Source organism: Coleofasciculus sp. LEGE 07092, from assembly GCF_015207375.1.
Taxonomy (GTDB): Bacteria; Cyanobacteriota; Cyanobacteriia; order Cyanobacteriales; family Coleofasciculaceae; genus LEGE-07092.
Genome location: NZ_JADEWY010000022.1, coordinates 15957 through 41100 on the forward strand (window position 1 = coordinate 15957; position 25144 = coordinate 41100).

Consider the following 25144-nt stretch of genomic DNA (forward strand, 5'->3'; position numbering starts at 1 on the left):
GGCATGGCAGATGACAGCATCTAGCTTCGGTATCCATACCCCTGCATCCTCATACAAGCTGTATCTTTGAAGCAGCAGAAATTTCAAGAATCCATAAAGTGATTCAATCTCTGACAGCATCAATTGAGTCGGGTATTAGTTGTCGAAAGATCCCTGCTAAAACGTCTCTAGTTGGGAGTATCTCTTAATTTCATCCACTTCAGAAAAATTTCCTGTAGCACGTTACCGAGATCAGCTAGCTATACTAGTGATTACGACACTATTCAGCAGACTCATACCTGTACCGAAAAGCCTATGAAAGCTCTCATTGCTTATGCCTGGAAAGCTTGGCATCGCCACAGTGGTTGGATGGCGTGGAATTTATTTCTAGCTTTCATCCCATTGGCTTTAAGTGTTTGGTTGTTCCGAAGAGAATCGGGTTCGCGTTCGGTTTTATGGTGGGTGGGTTTGTTGGTTTTTATCGCCTTTTTGCCCAATGCGCCTTATTTGCTCACAGATATCATTCACCTAATTGGAGCAATTCGTGCCAACTACTCCATATGGATTATTACCCTGGTGCTAATCCCCCAGCATTTGAGTGTAATCCTAATTGGTTTTGAAGCCTATGTCCTGTCGTTAATCAATCTGGGTTACTACTTGCAACAGCAAAGAATGAGCAAGTTTATCGTAATAGCGGAGTTAGCTACTCACGCGCTGTGTTCTGTTGGTGTCTATTTGGGGCGATTTAAACGATACAATAGCTGGGATTTGGTCACGCAGCCGAACGACGTAGCCCTGACGTTGTTTGATGATTTGACGACAAAACGCCCCCTGCTGGTTATGGGAATCACGTTTGTGATAGTGACGGTATTTTACTGGCTAATGAAGCAAATAACCTTGGGTGTGATATTCAGATTGCGCCATCGGAAAATGATTCAAGATTAAATGACTGTAACTACTTGATCTGACCAGCTATTATTTGCTGTTCCCAATCTAGAGAAAGGCGAAATTAGTACTCACGCTTCCCAATTTTGGTGAGAATGAAGCCGCACTTACCTCCGACGCGACCAAAATCGATCGACCAGCCAAAGCAAAAAATCACTAATCGTTTTGATCAGGCGTTCCCAAAATCCCTTTCGTTCTTCTATTGTGGTGATCATTTTCCCTATTTCCCAATACATACACTAGGAAATCAGTCTTTATAACCAGAAAACATCTTTCTTTGGGTGCAGTTCCGAAAATTAGAGGTGAGATTGGGGAATGGATAGGGAACTGGCAATTCCGCGAGCGTCGGCACCAGAACAGTACCAACCTCAAAAATAGACAGATACTATCCTGAACTGTGAGAGTTTATCTTGTATATAGAGGAGTTCTTAGGCTAAGCTGCGACAAACGAGCAAGCGAAGAGGCGAGCGCTAAATGGCAAACGAGCAACATTTGGCTTTACTCAAGCAGGGGGTAGAGGACTGGAATCAGTGGCGGGAGAATAACCCTCAAGTACTGGTAGACCTGAGTGAAACAGACCTGAGCAGAGCTAATCTCAACGAAGCTAATCTGAGAATGGCTAACCTTCATCAGGTTGACCTGAGAATGGCGAATCTCAGTGAAGCTGACCTTACAGGAGCCAACGTGAGAGGAGCTGACCTCCGAGGAGCAAACCTCAGAGGCACAAACTTTACTGAGGCAGACCTCACAGGCACAGACTTGAATGGGGCATACCTGACGTTGGCTAATTTTATCAATGCCAACCTCACGTTTGTCAATCTCAGCGAAGCTAACCTGAGAATCGCTAACCTGACTAGGGCAAATCTCAGCGATGCCAACCTGAGTATATCGAATCTGAGCGGAGCTAATTTGAGTGAGGTCAACTTCAGAATGGCAAACCTCAATGATGCCAACCTGAGGATGGCAAACCTCAGCGCAGCCAATTTAGAAAGAGTGCAAGCACTGGATACTAACTTTAACAAAGCTATATTGACAGGAGCCTGTCTAGAAAACTGGCAAACTAACAGAACGACCAATTTAGAGGAAGTAATTTGCGATTATGTTTACTTGCAAGTTGAACAGCAAGAACGCCGTCCGACGCAGGGAAATTTTTCGGCTCGAGAGTTTATCCAGCTCTGGCGCAGCAGTCTGAACCCTATTAATTTGACAGCCCCCAATGTAACGACTTCGGTGCAGGATTATCAGATAGCCAGCAATACCTCACCGAGTATACCAGACGTAGTCGTGGATGTTCAGCAGCTACCGCCCTCTGCCCAAAGCTACACATTTAACGTACCCAAGGTGACAGCAGAAACTCAAGAGTTGCCCCAAGCCCAACCCAGTTCCTATCAAACTCCTGCCCCCAACCTACCTCAATCCGTTGTAGAAGTTCAGCAGTTAATCGAGCAATTCGACCAGACCATTTCAAAATCCAAATGGTCTGAAGTTGCAGCAGAAATTCAGCAGCTACTCCAAGAGCTAACCCAGACTTGCCCAACCAATACTCCACTCGAAAAAGTCATCGTGGTTGCAGCAGCAATCAAACAGTTAGAGAGCAATTTTCCTCTGAAAGCACAAATAATAAACGCCTTGCAAGAAGTAAATACTGCAACGCTTAAAGAGTTAATTAATCATCCCCTGAGTGGTATCTTGCTTTCAGCACTGGAGGGATGGCATTAGTCCAAGAGGGAGTAGGGAGTAGGGAAAAGGACTTCCTAAAGACACCAAAACGTCGTTCTCCTTTTCCCTATTATTTCTCGAGATTACAAGAAAGGGAGGTTAAAAGCCCCTCTCCTTGAGGACGGGCATGAAAACTACAGGGATAATCCTACAGGACAAGCCACATTCGTACCACCTAACCCACAATATCCGCCTGGATTTTTAGCTAGGTATTGCTGGTGGTAGTCTTCTGCGTAGTAGAATTCTGGCGCTTCGATAATCTCCGTGGTAATTTCCCCATAACCAGCTTGGTTTAGGGCTTTTTGATAAGCGTCCCTCGACGCTTCAGCCAGTTTTTTCTGGTCTTCTGAATAAACATAAATGCCTGAACGGTACTGGGTGCCAGCGTCATTGCCTTGGCGCATCCCTTGGGTAGGATTGTGACTTTCCCAGAAAACTTTCAGGAGTGTTTCATAACTGATCACTTTTGGATCAGACACGACGTACACTACTTCATTGTGAGCCGTCATACCTGTACAGACTTCTTGATAGGTCGGGTTGGGTGTTACCCCAGCAGCGTAACCTACGGCGGTGACGAACACGCCTTCTTGCTGCCAAAATTTGCGCTCGGCTCCCCAAAAGCACCCTAAACCAAACATTGCCACTTCCATTCCTTCAGGGTAAGGGGGCTTGAGCGGCTTTCCGTTAACGTAGTGATGAGAAGGTACTGGCATGGACTCTGACCGTCCTGGTAATGCGTCTTCAGGGGTGGGTAGAGCGAGCTTCTTCTTACCAAATCCAAATAGTACCATTAGTTTTGACTCTGATTTTGAGTAACGTCTTTACTTTACTTAATATTATCCGTGACCTTTCGCCTAAAAACCGTACCGTATCCACCAGAAAACCGCCATATCTGCTTTAATCTGTGGTTCTCATCCTGACTATTTATAATGAAGGTTTGAAGCCTTTCTTTAATCCTTGTTTAGATTAAGTCACTATGACCACATCTCCCCGCCGCTACCATATCACCACCTTCGGTTGTCAGATGAATAAAGCTGACTCGGAGCGTATGGCTGGCATCCTTGAAAACATGGGGTTTGAGTGGTCAGAAGACCCCAACGATGCTAGCCTGATTCTCTACAATACCTGCACCATTCGGGATAACGCTGAACAAAAGGTTTATTCCTACCTTGGCAGACAGGCAAAGCGCAAGCACGAAGAACCTAATCTGACTCTGGTAGTCGCTGGGTGCGTTGCCCAGCAGGAGGGTGAAGCACTGTTGCGACGGGTCCCGGAACTGGATTTGGTAATGGGACCACAACACGCGAATCGGCTCAAAGATTTGCTGGAAGCGGTGTTCGATGGCAATCAGATTGTCGCTACTGAACCGATTCACATCGTTGAAGACATCACTAAACCCCGCCGCGACAGTCGCGTAACGGCTTGGGTGAATGTTATTTACGGCTGCAATGAACGCTGCACTTACTGTGTAGTGCCTAACGTGCGCGGAACCGAGCAATCTCGTACTCCGGAAGCAATTCGTGCTGAGATGGAAGAATTGGGGCGACAGGGTTATAAGGAGATTACCCTACTCGGTCAAAATATTGACGCCTATGGGCGTGACTTATCCGGAGTTACCGAGTCTGGGCGTCACCAGCATACCTTGACAGATTTACTTTATTATGTAAACGGTATACCGGGAGTTGAGCGCATTCGGTTTGCCACCAGCCACCCCCGCTACTTCACCGAACGGCTGATTCGTGCCTGTAAAGAGTTGCCCAAGGTGTGCGAACACTTCCACATTCCCTTCCAATCGGGGGATAATGACATCCTTAAAGCAATGGCGCGGGGATATACTCAGGAGAAATATCGCCGGATTATTGATACGATTCGGGACTCTATGCCAGATGCGTCGATTAGTGCCGATGCGATTGTTGGTTTCCCAGGCGAAACGGCAGAACAGTTTGAAAATACCCTGAAGTTGGTGGAGGATATTGGTTTCGATCAGCTCAATACCGCTGCCTATTCTCCCCGTCCTGGTACACCAGCCGCACTGTGGGAAAATCAGATTAGTGAGGAGGTAAAGAGCGATCGCCTCCAGCGTATCAATCATTTAGTTGGGATTAAGGCAGCCGAGCGATCACAGCGTTACCTGAATCGCATCGAAGAAGTGCTGGTAGAAGACCAAAATCTAAAAGACTCCACCCAGGTGATGGGGCGCACTAGGGGCAATCGGTTGACCTTTTTTAGGGGTGATATTAAAGAGTTGCAGGGTCAGTTGGTGAAAGTCAAAATTACTGAAGTACGTGCCTTCAGCCTGACCGGTGAAGCCTTAGCCCTAGCCACCTGTTAATTTCTGTTCTGCAATTCAGTGCCATTCCACTTAGAGCCTATCCGAAAAATCCGTTACGCTGTAAACTGACATAATAAACAGCACTCAACCAAGTCAAGCTCAACTAGTGGTCTGTCAACCTTAAATGGAAAAGTTAAGCTCATCCTCAGACTGGAAGTGCAGAACAGGGACTTACTTTGGGACTCTATAGGGGTGGTAGCTGTAGTACTTCGGGTACGAGTCTAAGCGGATATGTAGCCAATATACCCCTAAACCTGAAGTACTTAACCAGATGGGATGCTCATCAAGCTTTTGCTCAAGTGCTAATCCTACGCTTTGCCACAAGGCGTGCTTTTGCTGTGTCGGTGCCTCACGCATAAAAGCAGCAATATGACGGTATGTAGATGTAGATGCTTTTGGACAAGGCACAACAAGCAAAGCATCTTTCCCCAGATTAGGAAATGTAATAATTGACTCTTTCTCACCTGCTGCTGCAAAGTGACTGGCAAAATCACTTGGATTGGCTTGTACACCTGCAAGGTTTGGACTATCTACCAGCACAAACTCGAATACTTGGTTGATAGTAGCGTCCGAGAGAGCAGGAGTTTCCCAGAAAAAAGCTGAAAATGGAGCATCGGCTAGCAGGGATATGAAGAATGTACGAAAATCCTTGCTATGCTGCCATAGCTGAATTACTTCTGAGTAGAGAATCAGCTTGCCATTGGACAGAATAGAAACCTTTTGAATGCGATCAGCGTTTAGAGACTCGACACATGATTTCCACATTTGGATATCCTGTCTTTTCTTCAATGTTAGATGTATGGATGTGCTTAGAGCAATACTGCGGGCAAGGTTAGCGATATAATATAGTTTCCCCATGTTTATCAAAGAACAGCACAGCCATGAATTTTACATAATCAGCTTAAGAACAAAAAAATGGAGAATGTGCAACCAACCTCTAGATCCAGATAAATGTCTTTTTAAACCAGATAGAAAGTATTAATAGTAAATAGAAAATTAAAACTTAAATGGCAACAGGCATACCAGGTAAGACTAAACGCAATAGTAGATTGGCGAATGCTAATCAAGTATCATTCCAACTGGAATATGAAGGTAAACTTCCTGTTGAAGATATATTTAATACTCCTCCCGCCAAATTACGTCGTGTTGCGACTGTAGAAAAACAGCTTAAAAACAGACTGATCTATGGCGAAAATTTAAGAGTTATCCGAAGTTTATTAGATGACATTAATATTGTTGGAAAAGTGGGATTGGTTTATATTGATCCACCTTATGCTACCGGAGCTGGTTTTGAGTCTAGAAATCAGACTCATGCTTATCATGATTTAATAGATGGAGCTGATTATTTAGAGTTTTTACGTCAACGGTTAATCTTGCTTAGAGAACTATTAGCTAATTATGGATCTATTTATGTCCATTTAGACGACAATATGGCTTTTAATACAAAAGTATTGATGGATGAGATATTTGGAGCTAAAAATTTCCGAACTTGTATTACTAGGAAAAAATGCAACCCTAAGAATTACACAAAAAATCAATATGGCAATGTGTCAGATTATATTTTATTTTATACAAAAACTGGTGATTATGTATGGAATCAACCTTTTGAACTCTGGACAGATGCTACGGCTAAAAAAGAATATCAATATATAGAAGAAGAAACGGGAAGACGTTATAAAAAAGTCCCAATTCATGCACCAGGAGTGAGGAAAGGTGCAACCGGTCAACCGTGGAGAGGGATGCTTCCTCCGCCTGGTAAGCACTGGCAGTATACACCTGAAAGGCTAGAAGAAATGGATACACGGGGAGAAATTTATTGGTCTTCAACTGGCAACCCAAGAAGGAAAGTATATTTGGATAATAGTAAGGGTATCCTAGTTCAGGATATCTGGCTTGATTTCAAAGATGCTCATAATCAAAATATTAAAATTACAGGCTATCCAACTGAAAAGAATCCAGAAATGCTGAAGCGCATTATCCAAGCTTCCTCGAACCAAGGAGATCTTGTGTTAGACGCTTTTGTGGGCAGTGGTACTACAGTGGCAGTTGCAGAGGAGCTAGAAAGGCAGTGGATAGGGATAGATAATTCTCCTTTGGCAATGGAAACCACAGTCTGTCGCCTAGCAAAAGGGACTGAGGCAATGGGTGACTTTATTAGCGGTAATGGTAATAAATCAAATCCTGGCTCTTTGATAGATATCAATAGAATTTTACGAAGTGGGTTGGATCTTTACGTTGAAACTGCGCCAGATTTACAACCTATTCCAGAAACGGTGATTGAGGAATGGAATAGCAAGCTTAACTTTCAAGCCAATCTTTGGTAAACCTCTCATCTAGCATTTTAAGAGTGCATACCATCACTCTTCCTTTCCCATCATCCTCTAGAGCTGCATAGTCATTCCACATCGAACCAAGTGTCAGTCCGGGACCATCATTTAGAAAAAACACCTTTAGAGGTACGTTATAAGTATTTGCATAGTCGAGAATATCTGTCACCTTTTGTCTGTTGGCGCTTATTCGATCATCCTCCTGTCCTCCCCCTCGATCTGTATCATAACGAGCGAACCCTACAACCAGAGGAGTGCCATCGGCACGAGAAATCAGTGTGCCGCCAGGCGGATTCCCTCTGTTGTGTCAGACACAGATGTGGCACAACTCGCGGAACCCAACTCTGTATTCGACGGTCAGGTTAATCAAAAGTCAAGCAATCTTAACGAACTAACTGACTATCGAGGCTACTTTTATGGTATATAAAACTATTGCTATTTCTACTTTGGCAGCCCTAGTGGGTGGGGAGTTAACCAACCAGGCAATTGCCAGTCCAGATCCCGCAACTGCCAACCCGCAATCGCCAGCCAGAAACTATGTTGTTCCGACTGAGGCATCTCCGGCACCCCAGCCCACAGAAGCGATCGCTGCACCGGAAGCCATCCAAACACCAGAATTTGCCCAATCCACCGAAACGGCGGCAGCGTTATACGCTTCAAATCCGGCTGCAAACAACCCAACACCAGAATTTGCCAGGGCAACCAGTACCAATAACGATCTTGTCGTCATCGCCACCGACGTGCAGGTAATCGGTGTTCCTGAAGAATTGCAACAAATCGTCTTGAAAGCAATCGGCACTCGTCCAGGCACTCAGACCAGTCAAAGCCAATTAAATAAAGATATTACTGCAATTTTAAATACTGGCTTATTTTCCGACGCCCGCGTAACTCGCAACGCTAACCCGAACGGCTGGGAAGTCGCCTATCAGGTGCAACCCGCGATGGTGCGATCGCTTCAACTATCCGGCAACCAAGTTCTTACCCCAGAAGTTGCCAATACTATTTTCCAATCCCAATTCGGCAAACCCGTTAGTCCTGCTGCCTTGCGTCAAGGTGTGCAGCAGGTAAGCCAATGGTATAAAGACAACGGTTATATCTTAGCGGAAGTACTCGATATACAATCAACGCCCGATGGTGCGATCATACTAGAGCTAGCAGAGGGTGTAGTGGGTGATATCAATCTCCGCTTCCTTGATGAAGAAGGCAATCCTACAGATGGGCGCACCCGTGAAGACTTCATTAAGCGCGAGTTAAAACTGCAACCCGGTCAAGTCTTTAAAGTGGATGTGGTGCGGCAGGACTTGCAGCAGCTTTACCAGTCGGGGCTATTTGACACCGTTGATATTGCCTTAAATGGTGATGCTACAGATGTAGGTGTCACCTACGAACTGATTGAACGCTCTGCCCGTGCAGTGAATGCGGGGGCAGGTTACGACAAAGAGCAAGGTGTTTTCGGCACCCTCAGCTTCAATGATTTCAATGTTGGGGGAGTCAATCAACGCTTAGGCGTTAATCTCCAGTTCAGTCGCCGCGACTTCCAGTTTGACGGCAATTTCGGCAGACCTTACCTTGCTAGCAATCCTGATACACCAGGATATAATATCAATACTTTCCGGCGGCGCACGGTATCCCGAACTTTTGATGATGATGTTGACTTAGCCAATGGCGACGATCCCCGCGAAGGACAGTTTGGCGGTGGCGTTACCTTATCTAAACCCTTGAACGAGGAATGGGGTGGGTCAGTAGGATTAAACTACACTCGTACCAGTATCCGCGATAGCGATGGGAATATTACTCCAGTGGACGAACTGGGCAATTCCCTCTCCTTCAGTGGCACGGGTATTGATGACTTGGTGACAGTATCGGCTGGCGTTGCCAGAGATAAGCGGGACAATCCCTTTAATCCTACTCAAGGTTCTCTCCTCCGCCTCACCTCTGAACAGTCTGTACCAATCGGCAGTGGTAGTATTTTAATGAATCAAGTTAAGGCGGACTACTCTCAGTACCTTCCCCTTGATGTCATCGGCGGTAATGGTCAAGAAGTACTAGCCTTTAATGTTCAAGGTGGCACCACCATTGGCGATTTGCCCCCTTACCGCGCCTTTAACTTAGGGGGTCAGAATTCGGTGCGCGGGTATGGCACGGGTGATGTCGGTACGGGTCGCAGCTACGTGCTAGCATCGGCTGAGTATCGGATTCCCCTGTTTAATCCTGTGGGTGCCGTTGTTTTTGCTGACTTTGCTTCTGACTTGGGTACTGGCGACACAGTGCCGGGAGAACCGGGAGTCGTGCGTGACAAACCGGGAGCAGGTTTTGGTTACGGTGCTGGCTTGCGGGTTAATTCACCAGTGGGTATCATTCGTGCTGACTTGGGATTTAACGATCAAGGCGAAAGCCGAGTTCAGTTTGGGTTAGGTCAGCGGTTCTAAGGGTTTGCTGAAGACTCGGCAAAAAAAATACCCAAGTTTTCGTAGGGTAGGCGTCTCGCCTGCCCCTAAAAGGTAGGATGCCTGCTTTTGATAGCTTTTGACAGGCAAGATGCCTGTCCTACGGGATGGGATAATTTATTTTTTGGAACTTTTTTCTAGTCTCTATGCGGAATTGAGCGATCGCAAAGTGAAGTAACTTAGTGTAGCACCTCAGTCCTAAATGATTCTTTCGGCAGTTTCTGGTACGGATTACTACAGCTTGCCCTAGATTGAGTAAAGAGAGTTGCTGTTGTCGTTAAATAACAACAAATATTGCCATGCCATCTAAAAAAGAAAAAAATGGATGTGGATGTGCGAGTATTCCATTTTCCTTAATCATAGTTTTGTTAGGTGTTGGTTACTGGGGCTTTACACATCTAGATAATCTAGGCATCGACAAATTTGTGTCTGATAATATCAGCAGGTTTTTGCCTAATAATCAACCTAATAATCAACAACCAACTACTCCTACTTTGACTCCTGCGCCGACGCCGCCCTTACCCGTTGCCAATTCTCCCCTTCCACCCGTTAGTCCGACTGAGACACCGACAAGCAATCCACAAGTTTCACCATCACCCGTAACCGCCAAGAGCTCACCATCACCTCAAACACCTTGGGAGAAAAAAGAAATAAGGGGAATTTATTTAAGTCGGTATCAAGCGACTAATAATGCTAGCGAACAAATGATTCGTGAACGAGTTCGTTCTTATCGCGCTCAAGGAATTAATACAATTATTCATGGAGTGTGGGGTAATGGTTGCACGATGTATAACAGCGAGGTTCTGCAGCAAACATTCGGATTCAAAAGTTGTCCCAACCAATTTCAATCTCAATGGTTAGATTGGTTAATTGATGAGGCACACAAGCAGGGAATGCAAGTTCATGCCTATTTTGAGAAAGGAATTAAAATCGATAAAAATAGCCCGATATTTGACTTGGCAATTTCTAAACGATGGGTTGTGCCTGGGGTTGATAGAACCTACGCTGACATTGAACACTATGTACTAGATGTGGAGATTCCAGAGGTTGCTAATTTATTCAAAAAGATATCAGTGGAATTTGTCCAAAAGTATCCAACCATTGATGCCGTTCAGTGGGATGATTACCTAGGTTATCATGCTGACTTACCCGGAAAAGTCGATCGTACCACTCATTTAACTAATTTTGTGCAGCAAATGAGGGCTGATATAAAGAAAGCTAACCCGACCGTTAGCTTCGACCTTTGCCATCATAACCCTTATTGGGGTAAACGTTATTTTGCGGCGGATTGGACAAATTGGAATGTTGATCGAGTTTTCATTCAAATTTATAACGATGATAATTTCAAAGAAGAACTAGATTATGCCGAAAATTATGCGGGAGTTGCCATTTCAGATCAGCAATTGTATCGCTTAAAAGAATTGGTTAATAACCCCAAAATCAAGAGTGTTTTACTTTTTCCATCATCGGGAAAGCCAGAAGAAACGGCTGCTTCTATCAAAAAGTTTACATCAATGAGTAACTAGTCCCGCATAGGTAAAATCCAAGCAATAACCCCGATTTCTCTAAGAAGTCGGGGTTGTCTGTACTTCACTCACCGGAAAGATGATTTCTCTATTTGGCAGCCTTTCTAATTGCGATCGCTTTCCTATCTACAGACACTTTCAACTGCTCTAAACGTTGCTCTAACTGATTCACTAACTCGATAGTTCCCTCCAAGCTGTTCGCTTTTGCGTGATCGTGGAGTTGACTCGCTAATCCTGACATCGATTGCACGGCAACTGAGGCACTCGAACCTTTGAGCTGGTGAGCTTTGTTCGCGAGAGTAACCCAGTCTTGATTCTCTAGAGCTTGCTTGGTTTCCGTGAGGAAACCTTTGCTATCTTTGATAAATCCCTTCACCAGTTCCAGTTGGAATGCAGGCTCCGCCCCAGAGATTTCTTGTAGGTGTGCCCAATCTACCAAATCGTCACCTTCAGACTTGCTGCGTTCTCCCCGCACGTCTGCTTTGACGACAGATGACCATCGCTGTAACATAACTTTCAACTCCTTGACCATCACGGGTTTGCTCAGGTAGTCATCCATACCCGCCGCCAAACACTTCTCCCGATCCCCCGGCATCGCGTAAGCCGTCATGCCAATAACAACGGTATGACGATCTGTACCTTCTCGCTGGCGCAATTTCTGGGTTGCCTGATAGCCGTCCATAATCGGCATCTGACAGTCCATAAGTACGATGTCATACTCGTTATGAGCTAATTTCTCAAGGGCTTTGCGACCATTTTCTGCCGACTCCCACTGATGACCCAGCAAGCGCACCTGATGCTGAACTAATTTTAGGTTAATGGGGGTATCTTCAACTAACAGAAGTTTCAGACTAGTTTGTTGTTTTTGGTCAGAGTCCAATCCTAGTTTCCTCAATGGCGGAGTATCAGTGCTGGGCGATCGCTTTTGGGGTGTTTGTACCTTAGTCGCTTGAGGCGATCGCTCATCTCCAGTTGAGGCATTCATATCGATATGTCCCTTGAGTTGCTCAAGGATTTGTTCTAACTGAGCAATGAACTGAGCCGCACCATCCGGATTTTTAACGATCGCTTGATGGCGAAGTTGAGACGCCATCTCTGGCATAGCTTGTACGGCAACCGAAGAACTTGCCCCTTTGATTTGGTGAGCTTTGTTGGCTAATGTCACCCAGTCGCTATCGGCTAAAGCTTCTTTGGCTTCCGCAAGAAAACTCGCCCCCTCTTTGATAAATCCTTGCACCAGTTCCAGTTGGAATGCCGGGTCTCCCTCAGAAATTGCCTTCAGACGTACCCAGTCCACTAAGGTTGAGGACGGCTCCAGTTTCGTTTGACGCTCAGGTTTGAGCTTTGTCTCCTGGGAATTTCCTTTACCTTTCGGCGACCAACGCTCTAGCATCGGTGCCAAATTTTTCACCATCACCGGTTTGCTGAGGTAGTCATCCATGCCGACTGCCAAACATTTTTCGCGATCGCCTTGCATCGCATAAGCCGTCATGCCAATCAGCACAGTATGGCGGTCTGTACCTTCCCGTTGGCGCAACATTCGAGTTGCCTGATAGCCATCCATCACCGGCATCTGGCAATCCATTAGCACGATGTCGTACTCATTTTGTGCTAATTTGTCAAGGGCTTCTTGTCCATTCTCTGCGGACTCCGACTGGTGTCCCAGGAGTTGCACCTGATGCTGCACCAGTTTGAGATTGATAGGAGTATCTTCCACTAACAAAATCTTCAAGCTCGTCTGCTGTTCACCTTTAGGAGTCAATTCGCCGTCCAAAGAAGACTGAGTACTAAGAATTGATGATGGGACTTCAGGTGCAAGTATCTTGAGTAGTGACTGTAGTAACTGCGATTCTTTGACAGGTTTGACTAAATAATCAGCAAACCCACTTTTTAGTAGGGGTTGAGCGGAATCGCCAGCATGCATGGATGTCATCAGCACCAATTTGGTACGCGCCCAATCGGGTTCTGCCAGAATCAGCCGCCCCAGAGTTGAGCCATCGATTTTAGGCATTTTCATATCCAGCAGCGCCACATCGTAGGGGATTCCAGCTTCCGTGGCGGCTTGCAAAGCGTTGAGTGCGACAATGCCATTATCGGCTTCATCCACTTGCATACCCCTAGCACTCAACTGATGCTGCACGATTTGACGGTTAATGGGACGGTCATCGACTACCAACACCCGTTTCCCAGTCAGGGATTCAGGGGATGCCAGCACACTGCTAATAACAGGATAGAGTCCTTCTACAATAGAGTCAGCCGTCACTTTCCCAAAGGTGGCTGTAAACCAGAACGTAGAACCAACCCCAGCTTGACTTTCTACGCCAATTTCACCGCCCATTATTTCGATAAGTTGCCTACAGATTGCCAGACCTAAGCCAGTACCACCGTGCTTGCGGGTTGTAGAAACGTCTACTTGTGAGAAGGCTTGAAATAGCTTTCTCTGGTCGTCTAAGGAAATGCCAATTCCTGTATCTTTAACTGCAAATCGCAATTGGGTTTTTTGTTCGTCTTCCGATTCACCAGAAACCGATACGTGAATTACGACTTCCCCAGCATCGGTAAATTTCACTGAATTGCCGACTAAATTGGTGAGAATCTGCCGCAGGCGACCCGCATCTCCTAGCAATTGTCGCGGTACATCGGTGTCTATTAACAGCGCCAGTTCCAACTCTTTGGCATTGGCTTGGGAGCTGCACAAATCCAGTACTTCTTCCAAGCAGCGGTTCAAGTTCAACTCACCGGTATCGAGCCGCATTTCTCCAGCTTCAAGTTTCGAGAAGTCGAGAATATCGTTAATGACTCCTAGCAAGTGTTCGCCACTCACTTGCAGCGTTTTCACGAAGTCGAGCTGTCGGTCATTCAGTTCGGTACTCAGGAGCAATTCACTCATGCCCAGCACTCCATTCATCGGGGTGCGGATTTCATGGCTCATGTTTGCCAAGAATTGGGCTTTGGCTCGTGCTGCTTCAACGGCAGCTTCCCGCGCTTCAACTAACTGATTTTCGTATTGCTTGCGTTCGGTAATGTCGCGATTAACACCAATGGCAGCGATGGGCTTGCCCTTTTCGTCGGGCAGGGGTACGATGACAGTTTCGCAAACTCCTCTAGTCCCATCTTTACGAATAAAGTCAATCTCTCCAGCCCAGCGTCCCTCGCGCATCAATCCATCAATCATCTGCCGAGTCAGTATTCTTGCTTCTTCTGGCTGATAGACCATTCCGCAGGTTTTGCCTAACATTTCAGCTTTTTCGTAGCCAAATATTCGCTCGGCAGAGGGGTTCCAATCCAGAATGCGACCCGCTAAATCGGTGAGGATAACGCCGTCGTAAATGGTTTCAAACATTAGAGCTTGTCGGCGCAGCGCCTCATCTGCTCGTTTGCGTGCTGAGATGTCTTGCACTAAACAGACGATTCCTTGAATTCTACCCGCAGCATTCTGCATAACTGATGCAGTAACAGACACGGGAATGGGACCGCCTTCTTTAGTAAAGAAGGTTGTTTCTCTCCGCCCTAGGAAGCTATTTTGTCGAGAGCCGTTCGCTTCTAAGGACGAAAGGAAATTTTCTTCTTTAAAGAAGAGGTCTAGTGGTTGTCCGCGCAGCTCACTGGATTCATAGCCAGAGAGAAATAAGGTCGCTTCATTAAAGCTTTCAACTTTAATATTTCTATTAAGAACAATCAACGCATCGCTCAGAGAACGGATAATATTATCTAGATAAGATTTGGATACAGTTGTGTCCTGAAGCTGCCGAACCATATTATTGAAGGCATCGGCTAAAATACTCAATTCATCTCCTGTGTTAATCTCAACCTGGGTATCAAATTCTCCTTCCCCAATTTTGGCAGCGGCTTCTTTGAGCTTTACAATAGGTCGCGTAATCCTTTCGGCTAGCACTATCCCCATGATGATCGAGATAGCAATAACGACAGAAACGGAAGTTGAGTTAATGATAAGTGAATAAGTAGAGCTGCGGTTAGCGGTTTTATTTTCCTGTTCGAGAGCCTCCAAATTAACAGCAATTGCCTGATCGACGACTTCCAGAAATTGATCTTGCGCCTTTTCTATCTCCTGCCTAGCTTGAAGGATATCCTCTCCTTTAAAATTGGCAGCCTTTAAATCGATAATCTCCTGACCAATTTCAGCGAGTTGCAATTTTCCAGTGGTGAGTTGTCGGTAAACATTTTGTAATTGAGGCGTATTGGCAAAGTCTTTAAACTCAGCTAAGGATTGTTCTAGATTTTCGACAGCCTCCTGAAATTCTTTTTTCTCTTGAAGTTGTTCTTGGGAGCTGGCATCAACTTTAGTAGGAATAGAAAGATACTGAGATTCTCCTTCAATGACGGCATAGCTATAAACTTCATTCATCATTAAGACTGAAGCAACCTTTACTCGGTCTAAGGCGATTAACTGTCGAGTTGTACTTTCTGTAATTTTATTAAACTGTTCGTCAACATTCTTTTTCGTTTGAATATTAATGATGCCCAAAAGGGCGACTAGGGATGCCACCCCTAAAAAACCGGAAATAAATTTGGTTTTAAGTTTCATACACTTCTCCCATAACTATCCTGTTTTTCAGAGGTTGGCAGGTAATTTCCGGATAGTCGTATCCCTTCAAGCAGCAGGCGATCACACGGGATAGCTAGCAGGTTAAACTATTCAGAAGGGTTTGGGATGTGGGGGAAGAGATAAGGAGAGAAGGAGACAAGGCGATTTTTGAGTGTTACTCTTCTCCTCCGCTCCCCCGCTCCCCACACCTGAGCGAAGCTCCCTCGTCTAGCTGTCATGCCTACATTTTTATTAGAAGTCGGTACAGAAGAATTACCCGCAGATTTTGTCGATCGCGCTATTGTCCAGTGGCAGTCAAACCTGCCGAAAACCCTCGACGAGCAATTCCTCACTCCCGAAGCCATTGAGGTGTACGGTACTCCCCGACGCCTTGCCGTGCTAATTAAAGGGTTGCCAGCACAACAACCCAACCGGGAAGAAGACGTGAAAGGTCCACCAGCAAAGGCAGCGTTTAAGGATGGTAAACCAACCAAAGCTGCCGAGGGGTTTGCCCGCAAGCAAGGGGTTGAACTGGATGCCCTGGAAGTGCGGGAGACAGACAAGGGAGAATTTGTTTTCGTTCTCAAAAAAATAGCCGGTCGTGCCGCTACTGAGATTCTCACTGAACTGATTCCTCAGTGGATTTTGGGGCTGGAAGGCAAGCGGTTTATGTCTTGGGGAGATGGGGACATCAAGTTTTCTCGACCGATTCGCTGGTTGGTGGCACTATTGGATGATGCGGTATTGCCGATCGAGTTGGTCAGTGGTTCAGAAACGGTTAAGAGCGATCGCATTTCCCAAGGTCATCGCATCTTACAATCAGAACCCGTTCAGATACCCCAAGCGGCTGATTATGTCCAGTGCCTGCATTCTGCTTATGTTGTCGTAGACCCCAATGAACGTCGGAGCAAAATCAAAGAACAAGTGGAGTCGGCAGCGCAAAAGCTGGGGGGTCACGCTCCAATGTACGAAGATTTATTAGAAGAAGTTACCAACTTAGTCGAATTTCCCAGCGCTGTAGTCGGGAAATTTGACTCGGAGTTTTTGATTTTACCGCCAGAGGTGGTGAAAACAGTGATGGTCACTCACCAGCGCTACTTCCCGGTGTTCAAAGATGTCACCGCTACCGAGTTAATACCTTATTTCATTACCATTTCTAATGGCGACCCAGCTAAATCTGACATTATTGCACCTGGAAACGAACGGGTAATCCGAGCACGCTTGGCAGATGGTCAGTTTTTCTACAAAGCTGATTTGTGTCAGCCTCTAGAAAGTTACTTGCCCCGGTTGGAGAAGGTAACGTTTCAGGAAGATTTGGGTTCGGTACGCGAGAAAGTAGGGCGGATTGAGAAAATTGCGGCTCAGATTGCTGACCAATTACCAGTATCCCAGGCAGAGCATACTGATATTTTACGAGCGGCAGAGCTTTGCAAAGCTGACCTTGTTACCCAAATGGTCTACGAGTTTCCCGAATTGCAAGGAGTAATGGGCAGTAAATATGCTGCCGCTAGCGGGGAATCAGAAGCTGTGGCAACGGCAATTGTTGAACATTATTTACCCAAAGGAGCGGGAGATAAGTTGCCGCAAATCCTTACGGGTCAAGTTGTTGGCTTGGCTGACCGACTGGATACCTTAGTAAGTATCTTTGGATTAGGAATGCTGCCAACGGGTTCCTCTGACCCCTTTGCTCTACGCCGTGCGGCAAATGCGCTCATTACTATTACCTGGGATGCTGATTTACCGATTAATCTGTATCAGTTATTACAGGATATATCGGCAGATTTTGTAGCAACTTATTCGGATAAAAATTCGCCTGTGGAATTGCTACAGGAGTTCTTTTTACAACGCATCCGCACACTACTACAAGAAGAACGGACGATTGATTACGACTTAGTAAATGCTGTTCTGGGTGAGAATGATACTGAGTACACTCAACGGGCATTAAAAGACTTGTTGGATGTCCGTGATCGCGCTTTATTCCTCCAAACTATCCGCAATAACGGTAAGCTCGATGAAATCTACGAAACCGTTAACCGTTCTGCCCGTTTATCAGTTCAAGGGGAGTTGGATTTCCAACAATTAGAACCCAAGGCGGTTGTGCGTCCGGAACTATTCCAAAAATCCTCTGAGAAAGCATTTTACGATGCCCTAGTCAAGCTAGTACCGCAAACCCAAGCAGCTCAAGAACAACGTAATTATCAACAAGTGGTTGATGCTTTGGCAGAGATTGCTCCTACTGTTAGCCGATTCTTTGATGGTGAAGACAGCGTGTTGGTGATGGACTCAGACCCAGAAATTCGGCGGAATCGGTTGAATTTACTGGGTTTACTGCGGAATCATGCGCGGGTGCTGGCTGATTTTGGAGCGATCGTTAAAAGTTAGAGTTGGAAGGGAGTGGGGAGTGGGGAACTCCCCATGAGTTCAAAAGCCGAGGATTCCGTCAGGATAAATAGGGGAAAATTATGCGTAGGAACAGGGAATCGGTTCATTCACAACTCATCGAGTTGCAATGTTCCCCGTATTTGTTGCTGAAACAGTCGCTGTTGTAGGGATGGAGGTTGCTGCAAAATTTCCCGAATTTGTTCTTCAGCTTTTTGTTGCAGATTGTCAGACTCAGCGGGTTCTAACTGTAAAAATAAATACAGGAGAGGTTGTTCGCGCTGGAGGCGTTGTTGCAATTGCCGGAGTTGGGAGGGGTTGGTGAGTTGCTCGATAGTAGAGGGTAGTTGTTGCTCGGATAAGGGTTGTGCTTGAGTTGGTGTTATCCAGCCGAGTAAGGTCAAACTTATCGCTGCTGCCAGAATTTTGATGTTCATAGTAAAATGATTGCCCCTGCTTTATTTACTATTAATTTATCATCCAAATAATTGAGTAGAGGGCATTCGTGTCAACTTAACGTGAAACCTAAGCGTGACTATAATTTCCCATCAAACCCGCAGTCTGAAAGCCTAGGGCTACACGGGACAAAACCAGCATACGCAGGCTTCAAATTCAGCCCGCGCAAGATTCTCTCATTGGGTGCCCGCCAGTGGCGAGGATGATGGAGTTGAAAACAGGCACGGAGTATCTCATCTATCGCTCTTTTGTCACTCTCCGAAGAAAGCAAGTAACTTCATAAGCCGATTATCCATCGGCAAAATCAAGTTTAAATTGATTCATAGCATGAATTAAATCATGAAATCCCAGTAATAAGTAACGATTAGGAAAAATGTCTAACCAAGGGGAAATTAGCCACAATAGAATAGTCGGCTGGATAATTAAACGCAGATTATTCAAAACATTTTTCCATCCAACTCCCTGATTCCATTGTTGATGTATAGAAAAATCAACAGCAGGTTTTTTACTCTTAGAATTACTGGGATGAGATGGGTTTAATAACTGAAAAACTGGTGCATTCAAGCTAATCATTAAATAAACCGAAAAAATAATTTCCCACCATTTTTCAATATCGGCAAAACTAGTCAGACGTGAAACAATTCCCTGCTCGACTTTACCGATGCTGCCTAGGTACTGTCTGGCTACATAATCTGTTGTTTTCCCTTTTTTTCTATCTCCGGTTTCATCTATTACTACTGTCAGCGGATTGTCATTTAACAGCGCTAATATTTTTGATAATCTTTGCTTTCTTAGTTCGCTGACCTCCCACGGTGATTCAGAAAGGAAATGGTGCAATGATTGAGCCGATTTCAGTCCAACCGCTTTCGCAATTTCTGGTAAAGATTTTCTCTTAATTTCTGCAATTATTCCCAAATGTAAATATTTAAAACATTCATAACTTCTGACTTCAGTAAATAAGTCTTTGCAGCCCTCACAATATTTATCTATGAAGGATACCGTCCCTTGAGCATCTCTGGCTTTATGTTTGAGAATTTGTAACTCTACATCCATTGCTCTGCCTTCCTTATAGAGATTTAACCTGTTTATCTCTTCATTTTAGTTCTCGGAGAGTGACAGAAGAGGGATAGTTTATATAGGGAAAGTTTGATTAAACCTACCTTGATATGTAAAGTGAGGTAAATCTTCACGTAAGAACTTACGTTGTGTATTCTTTGAGAAGTGGACAAAGAAAGAATTGAACGATTCATTGTGTTGTATATCTAAATCATCTACACCAATGAGTTCTGAAAAAAGAATAAATAACTCATCAAAAGAGTAATAGAAATGCCAATGAGTTTCCACGTTATTGATAATGTTCCAGCATTCCTGCTCGTAAGGGATACCGTTGTGGGGCATATGATTGACGGAGAGGAAGTGGAGGATAGCGTGTCCCTGGGGAGCAAGAACGCGATAAATCTCGCGCATAAGTAGAAATGCCACATGCTTTTCGATGTGCTGGAGTGCAGCACATGAATAGATGACAGGAAAATAGTTATCGGAAAACGGAAAATTAAAGCCGTCATAGAGAACAAACTGGGCTTTAGGATCAGAAAATCGTTCCTGAGCCCTCCGAATCATATTTTCGGAAATATCTAACCCAGTAATTTCCCCCATAGGGAACTTTTCCAACATGACTTGCATAATCCAGCCAACACCACTACCAATCTCTAGCACGTGATCGCCCTCTTTAGGCTGTGCAAAGGGATAGAGAACTTCAAACATCTGGTCACGATAACCCCGAGCGCGATCGGCAAGTTGCTCAAGCGAAACACCATCATGAATCCGTCTATTCAAGCTATCGAGGCTTTCTTCTCTTGTCCAGGCAGCAGCATACGCAGTTGGTTCCATCTCCTATTCTCCCTTTAGTAGTTGATTTGTCTCAAATGTTCTCGGCTTGCTTGTCTTGTGACAGCACATCAGTACGGTTGCCGATGATTACCTTAGCTCAAGTCGATGATGAATACTATCCTTGCTCCTGTTGATAGCAGTGCCAACACGAGGCTAGAAGTTCGCTGGAGGTACAGGGTGCGGGTTTCGTTTAAACCAATATCCCTTTCCGAATGGCTCAACAGTGCATTGTAATTGTTTGCTATCCTCAAGAGTCCAGTAATGGCTGACCAAACTCTTTCGAGTTAGTGCTTGGTTCTTGATAGGTGCTCCTCCATGCAGCAGCTTGGAATGCCAGATGAAAACATCACCTTTCTTAGCCTTTAAATAGTGAGGAGTCAAGCCTAACGTACTAATATTGGACTGGATATACTCTTGCCATTGAGGCATTTCCTCTGGAATAAAGTGTATCCCCCCGTTAGAGAAGTGGTACACAGGGATATTATGGCTTCCTGGGTAATACTGAAGAGGCCCTGCATCCAGATGAGCGTCTTCTAAGGCAATCCAGGAAGCTGCCAGGTTATTTTCTCTCAACGGTGTCATGTAGAGCGCATCCACATGATAAGGCTGCTGAGTGCCCTTTTCCATGTTCAAAGTATTGATCAAGACGGGAGCATCTCCTAAAACCTTTGCTAATACCTCTACAAGAGTTTCGTGGAGCGCCACATGAAGGATCTCTTTGAAATTTAAGTAGAGATCATTGACTTTACAGTGATGAAACTTTTCATCACTCGAAAGGTCGCTCATCCAATTTCTCCGACCAGTGACCAAGTCATCTACCACTACGAAAGGGGGACAGTCCCGCCAAACCTCACTAACAAGGCGGTTCACATCCTCAATGATGTCTTCACTGAAGAAACCAGGAAGGTAGAGATAACCATTTTTTTGCCAAAACTGCGAATTTTCAGGTTCCTGAATACCTACATATTTGTAATTCGATTGATGGGATAATCTCTTCCAAAACCTAAATCCCTTAGAGAATAGAGCCATAAATTTGTCTTGTTTGCTGACCTGTTATACATTTAAGCAGCTATAGTGATGCAATCTGACATAGGATACCCAGACCTGTTCAATTAGTCAAGCCTGGCTTGACAGTCCACTAGCCCTGAAGGGGGGGACTTAAACTTCCATCCAAGGAACAGTATTGACCTATCTACGCGACAAATTGAGAAGAGCCTGGCGGACTTACAGTCTGTTTCCTGATCGCTTGTTGGTAAGAACAATACCAGACGGGCTTCGTTTGAGTAGCCCAAGGATGAGAGCCTTCGGGCTTAAGTTGACACCAATGCCCCTATACCTGATTTATCCGGACGAGCCAGAAGCCTATCAGACAACTACCGAATATTTTCTTGGTGATTCAGTACTCGTTGCCCCAGTAGTAGAGGCAGGTGGATATCGTCGCGTTTACCTGCCCGGTGAGAATTGGTGGGAACGAGAAACGGGTAAAATTTACTCCGGTTCCCAGCATCTGGATTTATATGTTCTGATCGAACAAGTCCCCGTATTTGTAAAAGCGGGAGCAATATTACCCCTGCAACCCGTCTCGCTGCGGGTGGGAACCACTTCCCGAGATTCCCTTATTCTTGAAGTTTATGCTGGGGAATGGGGAATAGGGAATAGATGCGATCGCTGAAACACTTTTAAGTAGGTTGGGCATTTCTGTACGAGATATTATAGTCAGTTTAAATGAATCGTGAAATCTTTTTGTTCCCTGTTCCCTTTCCTCGCTTTTGGCGTTTACGAATCAAATACACTGACTCTATACGGTATGCTAAACCAGGGACTTTTTAACACCTAAGTTATGCCCAACGCTCATGTTATTGGTCTGGGACGCTCCGGAATCGCCGCCGCACGGCTGCTAAAACAGGAAGGATGGCAGGTAATCGTCAGCGACAGCAAGACTTCTGAATTCCTGCAACTTCAACAACAGGAACTTTCCAAGGAGGGAATTCCTGTTAAATTGAGTCATTCGCTAATGCTTGAGCATTCAGATTTACCCCAGCTCATTGTCGTGAGTCCCGGCGTACCTTGGGATATCCCTATATTAATCGAAGCTAGAAACCGAGGCATTGACACCGTTGGCGAACTTGAACTGGCTTGGCGTCATCTCAATGGGTGTCCTTGGGTTGGCATTACGGGTACGAACGGTAAAACTACGACTACTGCCCTCATCGCCGCTATTTTTCAAACGGCAGGGTTCCAAGCCCCCGCCTGCGGTAATATTGGTTATGCTGCTTGTGAATTGGCTCTGAAAGAGAGAGAGAGGGGGAGCAGGGGTAAGACAGATAATTCATCCGCTGCCAAACGCCAAAAATCCCTGGATTGGATTATTGCTGAAATCAGTAGTTACCAAATTGAGTCCTCACGGAGTTTAGCGCCCCGCATTGGTGTTTGGACAACCTTTACCCCCGATCACTTGAACCGTCACCAGACACTAGATAATTATTACAACATCAAAGCATCTTTACTGGCGCGATCGCAACTGCAAGTCTTTAACGGTGATGACTCTTACTTGCGCCAGTTGGGGGCAAACCACTGGGCTGATGCCTATTGGACAAGTGTAAAGGGTCAAACTATCGACGCGAATTTTCGCCCGTGGGTTTATATTGAAAACGGTTGGGTAATTGCTGAGGCAGAACCGATCCTACCGGTGGCATCGTTGCGGATGGTGGGCAACCACAATCATCAAAATTTACTCATGGCAGTAGCCGCAGCGCGGTTAGTCGGAATCGAGAAAGAGGCGATCGCTCATGGTATTGTTAACTTTCCCGGTGTTCCCCACAGACTTGAACACATCATCACTTGGCAGGGCATTGACTTCATTAACGACAGCAAAGCCACCAACTACGATGCCGCTCAAGTTGGATTAGCTGCTGTTGCGGCACCGACTATTTTAATTGCTGGCGGTGAAGCCAAAACTGGTGATGACTCTCAGTGGATGGAGACGATTAAAGGTAAAGCTGCTGCTGTTTTACTCATTGGTGACGCTGCACCTGCTTTTGCCGAACGCCTCAAGCAAGTGGGTTACACCTGTTATGAAATTGTCGAAACCCTAGCACTAGCCGTGCCTAGAGCGACTGAACTAGCGCAGCAGTATCAAGCTCGTGTCGTCCTCCTATCCCCTGCCTGTGCAAGCTTTGACCAATACCAAAGCTTTGAGCATCGGGGTGACGATTTCCGACAGCTTTGCTTGGAGTTATTGCGATCATAGTTCTACATTGTTAGGGAATTCAGACCCTGATTAACTGATAAAACTTTAGCACCCTCACCCCCAGGACTTGGAAGCGGAAGCCTAGGAACAGCCTTTTCAAGGTCTTTTCGTAGCGATCGCTAATTTAGCATTGGGAATTTCGCGCAATTGATCCATCACGGCGACGACTTGACCATGGTCAACAACTGTATCGGCTTGTACAATGACCAGAGCTTCCGAATTGGGTTCGATTAGCTGCCGCACTTCGATTTTCAATGCCTCTAGCTGAATAGACTTGCGGTTTAGTGCCAGCTTTCCTTGGGGATCAATCGTGACGGTAATTTTAGTGGACGGTTGAGCTTTAGATGTTTTTGCCTGGGGTAGGTTGACGGGCAATCCGTCGGATCGCGTCAAAAATAAGGTTGAGATAATGAAAAAAGCCAAGATTGCAAAGATCACATCGATCATCGGCACAATGTTGATCTGAGCGGGAATTTCTGGCTCATCGGGTAGACGCATACTCTAGATCTCCTTTGTTGTTTGCTTCATAGCGACGGCGATAGAGCAGTTCCAGTTGACCGCCGTACTCCTGTATCAGTGCTATTTGTCTCAGGTAGAACCCTCGAAAGGTATTGGAAACCATCAAGGCAAACATGGCAACGACCAATCCGGCAGCAGTGGACACCAACGCTTCACTAATTCCACCCGTGACGCCAGTCGATTCACTTCCCCCAATATCACCCACCCGCAGGGACGCGAAGGAAGTAATTAACCCCAAGACTGTTCCCAACAAACCCAACATTGGAGAAAGTCCGATAATCGTTTCAAAGGCGACGTTAAATCGTTTGAGTACAGGTAACTCTGCTTGTGCCTCGCTTTCTAGAGCCAAGCGAAATTCTTCTGGAGTAGGTTGCTCCAGTTCTAACGCTGCCAAAAATATCCGCGCAATTGGCAAATCGGCATTCGGCTGTAAGGTTTTAAGTGCATCTTCCGGATCACGTCGGTAAAGCGAAAGCACATCCCGCACTAAACGGCGCTGTCGTCGATTGACACGAAACCAAAAGGCGGCACGTTCAGCCGTTAGAGCGATCCCTAGCACAGAGAATCCCAGCAGGGGCCACATTACCACGCCACCGGCACTAAAAAAACTATTGACTTGCATCGAAGGGTTGGATTGTTTTTTGAACAAATACACAGAAAACTGACCAGCTTGCTCAGGTTTGTAGCTGATAGTAGTTCTCAAAAAGAACTTATACCTAATCAAGATAAATTGTCAAGCAAGTTGGCGTAAATAACTCTTGGGAATTTTTTAATATTTATTTACAAAAGAAGTATTTGAGCTAAAAAGTCCTGTATTCATTAAGTTTTG

18 protein-coding genes are annotated in these 25144 nt (G+C 45.5%); 9 read left to right on the forward strand and 9 right to left on the reverse strand.

Annotated features, from left to right (window positions below):
- Positions 1–294: 294 nt before the first annotated feature.
- Both IQ257_RS07785 and IQ257_RS07790 read left to right on the forward strand, forming a co-directional pair.
- Positions 295–924 carry a DUF1361 domain-containing protein gene (locus tag IQ257_RS07785; protein WP_193872873.1) on the forward strand — a complete coding sequence of 210 codons (630 nt, stop codon included), beginning with the start codon at positions 295–297 and terminating at the stop codon, positions 922–924.
- Between the two features lie 474 nt (positions 925–1398).
- Complete coding sequence (locus tag IQ257_RS07790) at positions 1399–2643, forward strand: pentapeptide repeat-containing protein (protein WP_193872872.1); 1245 nt, start codon at positions 1399–1401, stop codon at positions 2641–2643.
- A gap of 134 nt (positions 2644–2777) precedes the next feature.
- On the opposite strand, the gene msrA is transcribed toward IQ257_RS07790, so the two are convergent.
- Positions 2778–3434 (reverse strand): peptide-methionine (S)-S-oxide reductase MsrA, encoded by a 657-nt coding sequence (msrA, locus tag IQ257_RS07795; protein WP_193872871.1) that lies wholly within the window; start codon positions 3432–3434, stop codon positions 2778–2780.
- A 185-nt stretch (positions 3435–3619) separates the two neighbouring features.
- On the opposite strand from msrA, the gene miaB reads away from it, so the two are divergent.
- Positions 3620–4975 (forward strand): tRNA (N6-isopentenyl adenosine(37)-C2)-methylthiotransferase MiaB, encoded by a 1356-nt coding sequence (gene miaB / locus IQ257_RS07800; RefSeq protein ID WP_193872870.1) that lies wholly within the window; start codon positions 3620–3622, stop codon positions 4973–4975.
- A 171-nt stretch (positions 4976–5146) separates the two neighbouring features.
- Here miaB and IQ257_RS07805 read toward each other — a convergent pair whose 3' ends face one another.
- The gene (locus tag IQ257_RS07805; protein WP_193872869.1) at positions 5147–5740 is read right to left on the reverse strand and encodes a DUF6940 family protein; all 594 of its coding nucleotides are present in this window, start codon (positions 5738–5740) and stop codon (positions 5147–5149) included.
- A 242-nt stretch (positions 5741–5982) separates the two neighbouring features.
- Here IQ257_RS07805 and IQ257_RS07810 point away from each other — a divergent pair, with 242 nt between their 5' ends.
- The 3 genes from IQ257_RS07810 (at position 5983) to IQ257_RS07820 (ending at position 11275) form a co-directional block, all read left to right on the forward strand.
- Positions 5983–7299, forward strand: a complete 1317-nt coding sequence (locus tag IQ257_RS07810; protein WP_193872868.1) for a site-specific DNA-methyltransferase — start codon at positions 5983–5985, stop codon at positions 7297–7299.
- Positions 7300–7718: 419 nt separating this feature from the next.
- A complete protein-coding gene (locus IQ257_RS07815) occupies positions 7719–9731 on the forward strand; it encodes a BamA/TamA family outer membrane protein (RefSeq protein WP_193872867.1) in 2013 nt (670 codons plus the stop codon).
- Positions 9732–10048: 317 nt separating this feature from the next.
- A complete protein-coding gene (locus tag IQ257_RS07820) occupies positions 10049–11275 on the forward strand; it encodes a family 10 glycosylhydrolase (RefSeq protein ID WP_193872866.1) in 1227 nt (408 codons plus the stop codon).
- Positions 11276–11363: 88 nt separating this feature from the next.
- On the opposite strand, the gene IQ257_RS07825 is transcribed toward IQ257_RS07820, so the two are convergent.
- Positions 11364–15821 (reverse strand): response regulator, encoded by a 4458-nt coding sequence (locus tag IQ257_RS07825; RefSeq protein WP_193872865.1) that lies wholly within the window; start codon positions 15819–15821, stop codon positions 11364–11366.
- Positions 15822–16058: 237 nt separating this feature from the next.
- On the opposite strand from IQ257_RS07825, the gene glyS reads away from it, so the two are divergent.
- Entirely contained in the window at positions 16059–18203 is a 2145-nt protein-coding gene (gene glyS / locus IQ257_RS07830) for a glycine--tRNA ligase subunit beta (protein WP_193872864.1), read from the forward strand.
- 107 nt (positions 18204–18310) lie between these two features.
- On the opposite strand, the gene IQ257_RS07835 is transcribed toward glyS, so the two are convergent.
- From IQ257_RS07835 to IQ257_RS07850, 4 genes are all read right to left on the reverse strand, one after another.
- On the reverse strand, positions 18311–18637 hold the full coding sequence (locus IQ257_RS07835) for a hypothetical protein (RefSeq protein ID WP_193872863.1): 327 nt from the start codon (positions 18635–18637) through the stop codon (positions 18311–18313).
- A 307-nt stretch (positions 18638–18944) separates the two neighbouring features.
- Positions 18945–19709: a transposase gene (locus IQ257_RS07840; RefSeq protein WP_193872862.1), complete on the reverse strand. Its 765-nt coding sequence runs from the start codon at positions 19707–19709 to the stop codon at positions 18945–18947.
- A 78-nt stretch (positions 19710–19787) separates the two neighbouring features.
- Positions 19788–20546: a class I SAM-dependent methyltransferase gene (locus IQ257_RS07845; RefSeq protein WP_193872861.1), complete on the reverse strand. Its 759-nt coding sequence runs from the start codon at positions 20544–20546 to the stop codon at positions 19788–19790.
- A 153-nt stretch (positions 20547–20699) separates the two neighbouring features.
- Positions 20700–21575: a phytanoyl-CoA dioxygenase family protein gene (locus IQ257_RS07850; protein WP_193872860.1), complete on the reverse strand. Its 876-nt coding sequence runs from the start codon at positions 21573–21575 to the stop codon at positions 20700–20702.
- A gap of 295 nt (positions 21576–21870) precedes the next feature.
- On the opposite strand from IQ257_RS07850, the gene IQ257_RS07855 reads away from it, so the two are divergent.
- Both IQ257_RS07855 and murD read left to right on the forward strand, forming a co-directional pair.
- Positions 21871–22218, forward strand: coding sequence for a TIM-barrel domain-containing protein (locus IQ257_RS07855; RefSeq protein WP_228060514.1), 348 nt, complete (start codon positions 21871–21873; stop codon positions 22216–22218).
- A gap of 168 nt (positions 22219–22386) precedes the next feature.
- Positions 22387–23796 (forward strand): UDP-N-acetylmuramoyl-L-alanine--D-glutamate ligase, encoded by a 1410-nt coding sequence (murD, locus tag IQ257_RS07860; RefSeq protein ID WP_193872859.1) that lies wholly within the window; start codon positions 22387–22389, stop codon positions 23794–23796.
- A gap of 96 nt (positions 23797–23892) precedes the next feature.
- Here murD and IQ257_RS07865 read toward each other — a convergent pair whose 3' ends face one another.
- Together IQ257_RS07865 and IQ257_RS07870 are read right to left on the reverse strand one after the other, a co-directional pair.
- Complete coding sequence (locus IQ257_RS07865) at positions 23893–24294, reverse strand: ExbD/TolR family protein (protein WP_193872858.1); 402 nt, start codon at positions 24292–24294, stop codon at positions 23893–23895.
- Positions 24278–24937 carry a MotA/TolQ/ExbB proton channel family protein gene (locus IQ257_RS07870; protein ID WP_193872857.1) on the reverse strand — a complete coding sequence of 220 codons (660 nt, stop codon included), beginning with the start codon at positions 24935–24937 and terminating at the stop codon, positions 24278–24280. Before IQ257_RS07870 ends, IQ257_RS07865 begins: the two co-directional genes overlap by 17 nt.
- Positions 24938–25144: the final 207 nt, after the last annotated feature.

Coding starts and splice junctions, on each gene's coding strand:
- IQ257_RS07785 (WP_193872873.1), top strand. CDS start 295: ATGAAAGCTCTCATTGCTTATGCCTGGAAAGCTTGGCATCGCCACAGT.
- IQ257_RS07810 (WP_193872868.1), top strand. CDS start 5,983: ATGGCAACAGGCATACCAGGTAAGACTAAACGCAATAGTAGATTGGCG.
- IQ257_RS07845 (WP_193872861.1), bottom strand. CDS start 20,546: ATGGAACCAACTGCGTATGCTGCTGCCTGGACAAGAGAAGAAAGCCTC.
- IQ257_RS07850 (WP_193872860.1), bottom strand. CDS start 21,575: ATGGCTCTATTCTCTAAGGGATTTAGGTTTTGGAAGAGATTATCCCAT.
- IQ257_RS07815 (WP_193872867.1), top strand. CDS start 7,719: ATGGTATATAAAACTATTGCTATTTCTACTTTGGCAGCCCTAGTGGGT.
- IQ257_RS07825 (WP_193872865.1), bottom strand. CDS start 15,821: ATGAAACTTAAAACCAAATTTATTTCCGGTTTTTTAGGGGTGGCATCC.
- IQ257_RS07865 (WP_193872858.1), bottom strand. CDS start 24,294: ATGCGTCTACCCGATGAGCCAGAAATTCCCGCTCAGATCAACATTGTG.
- murD (WP_193872859.1), top strand. CDS start 22,387: ATGCCCAACGCTCATGTTATTGGTCTGGGACGCTCCGGAATCGCCGCC.
- IQ257_RS07835 (WP_193872863.1), bottom strand. CDS start 18,637: ATGAACATCAAAATTCTGGCAGCAGCGATAAGTTTGACCTTACTCGGC.
- IQ257_RS07790 (WP_193872872.1), top strand. CDS start 1,399: ATGGCAAACGAGCAACATTTGGCTTTACTCAAGCAGGGGGTAGAGGAC.
- IQ257_RS07840 (WP_193872862.1), bottom strand. CDS start 19,709: ATGGATGTAGAGTTACAAATTCTCAAACATAAAGCCAGAGATGCTCAA.
- IQ257_RS07820 (WP_193872866.1), top strand. CDS start 10,049: ATGCCATCTAAAAAAGAAAAAAATGGATGTGGATGTGCGAGTATTCCA.
- IQ257_RS07805 (WP_193872869.1), bottom strand. CDS start 5,740: ATGTGGAAATCATGTGTCGAGTCTCTAAACGCTGATCGCATTCAAAAG.
- glyS (WP_193872864.1), top strand. CDS start 16,059: ATGCCTACATTTTTATTAGAAGTCGGTACAGAAGAATTACCCGCAGAT.
- IQ257_RS07855 (WP_228060514.1), top strand. CDS start 21,871: ATGCCCCTATACCTGATTTATCCGGACGAGCCAGAAGCCTATCAGACA.
- miaB (WP_193872870.1), top strand. CDS start 3,620: ATGACCACATCTCCCCGCCGCTACCATATCACCACCTTCGGTTGTCAG.
- IQ257_RS07870 (WP_193872857.1), bottom strand. CDS start 24,937: ATGCAAGTCAATAGTTTTTTTAGTGCCGGTGGCGTGGTAATGTGGCCC.
- msrA (WP_193872871.1), bottom strand. CDS start 3,434: ATGGTACTATTTGGATTTGGTAAGAAGAAGCTCGCTCTACCCACCCCT.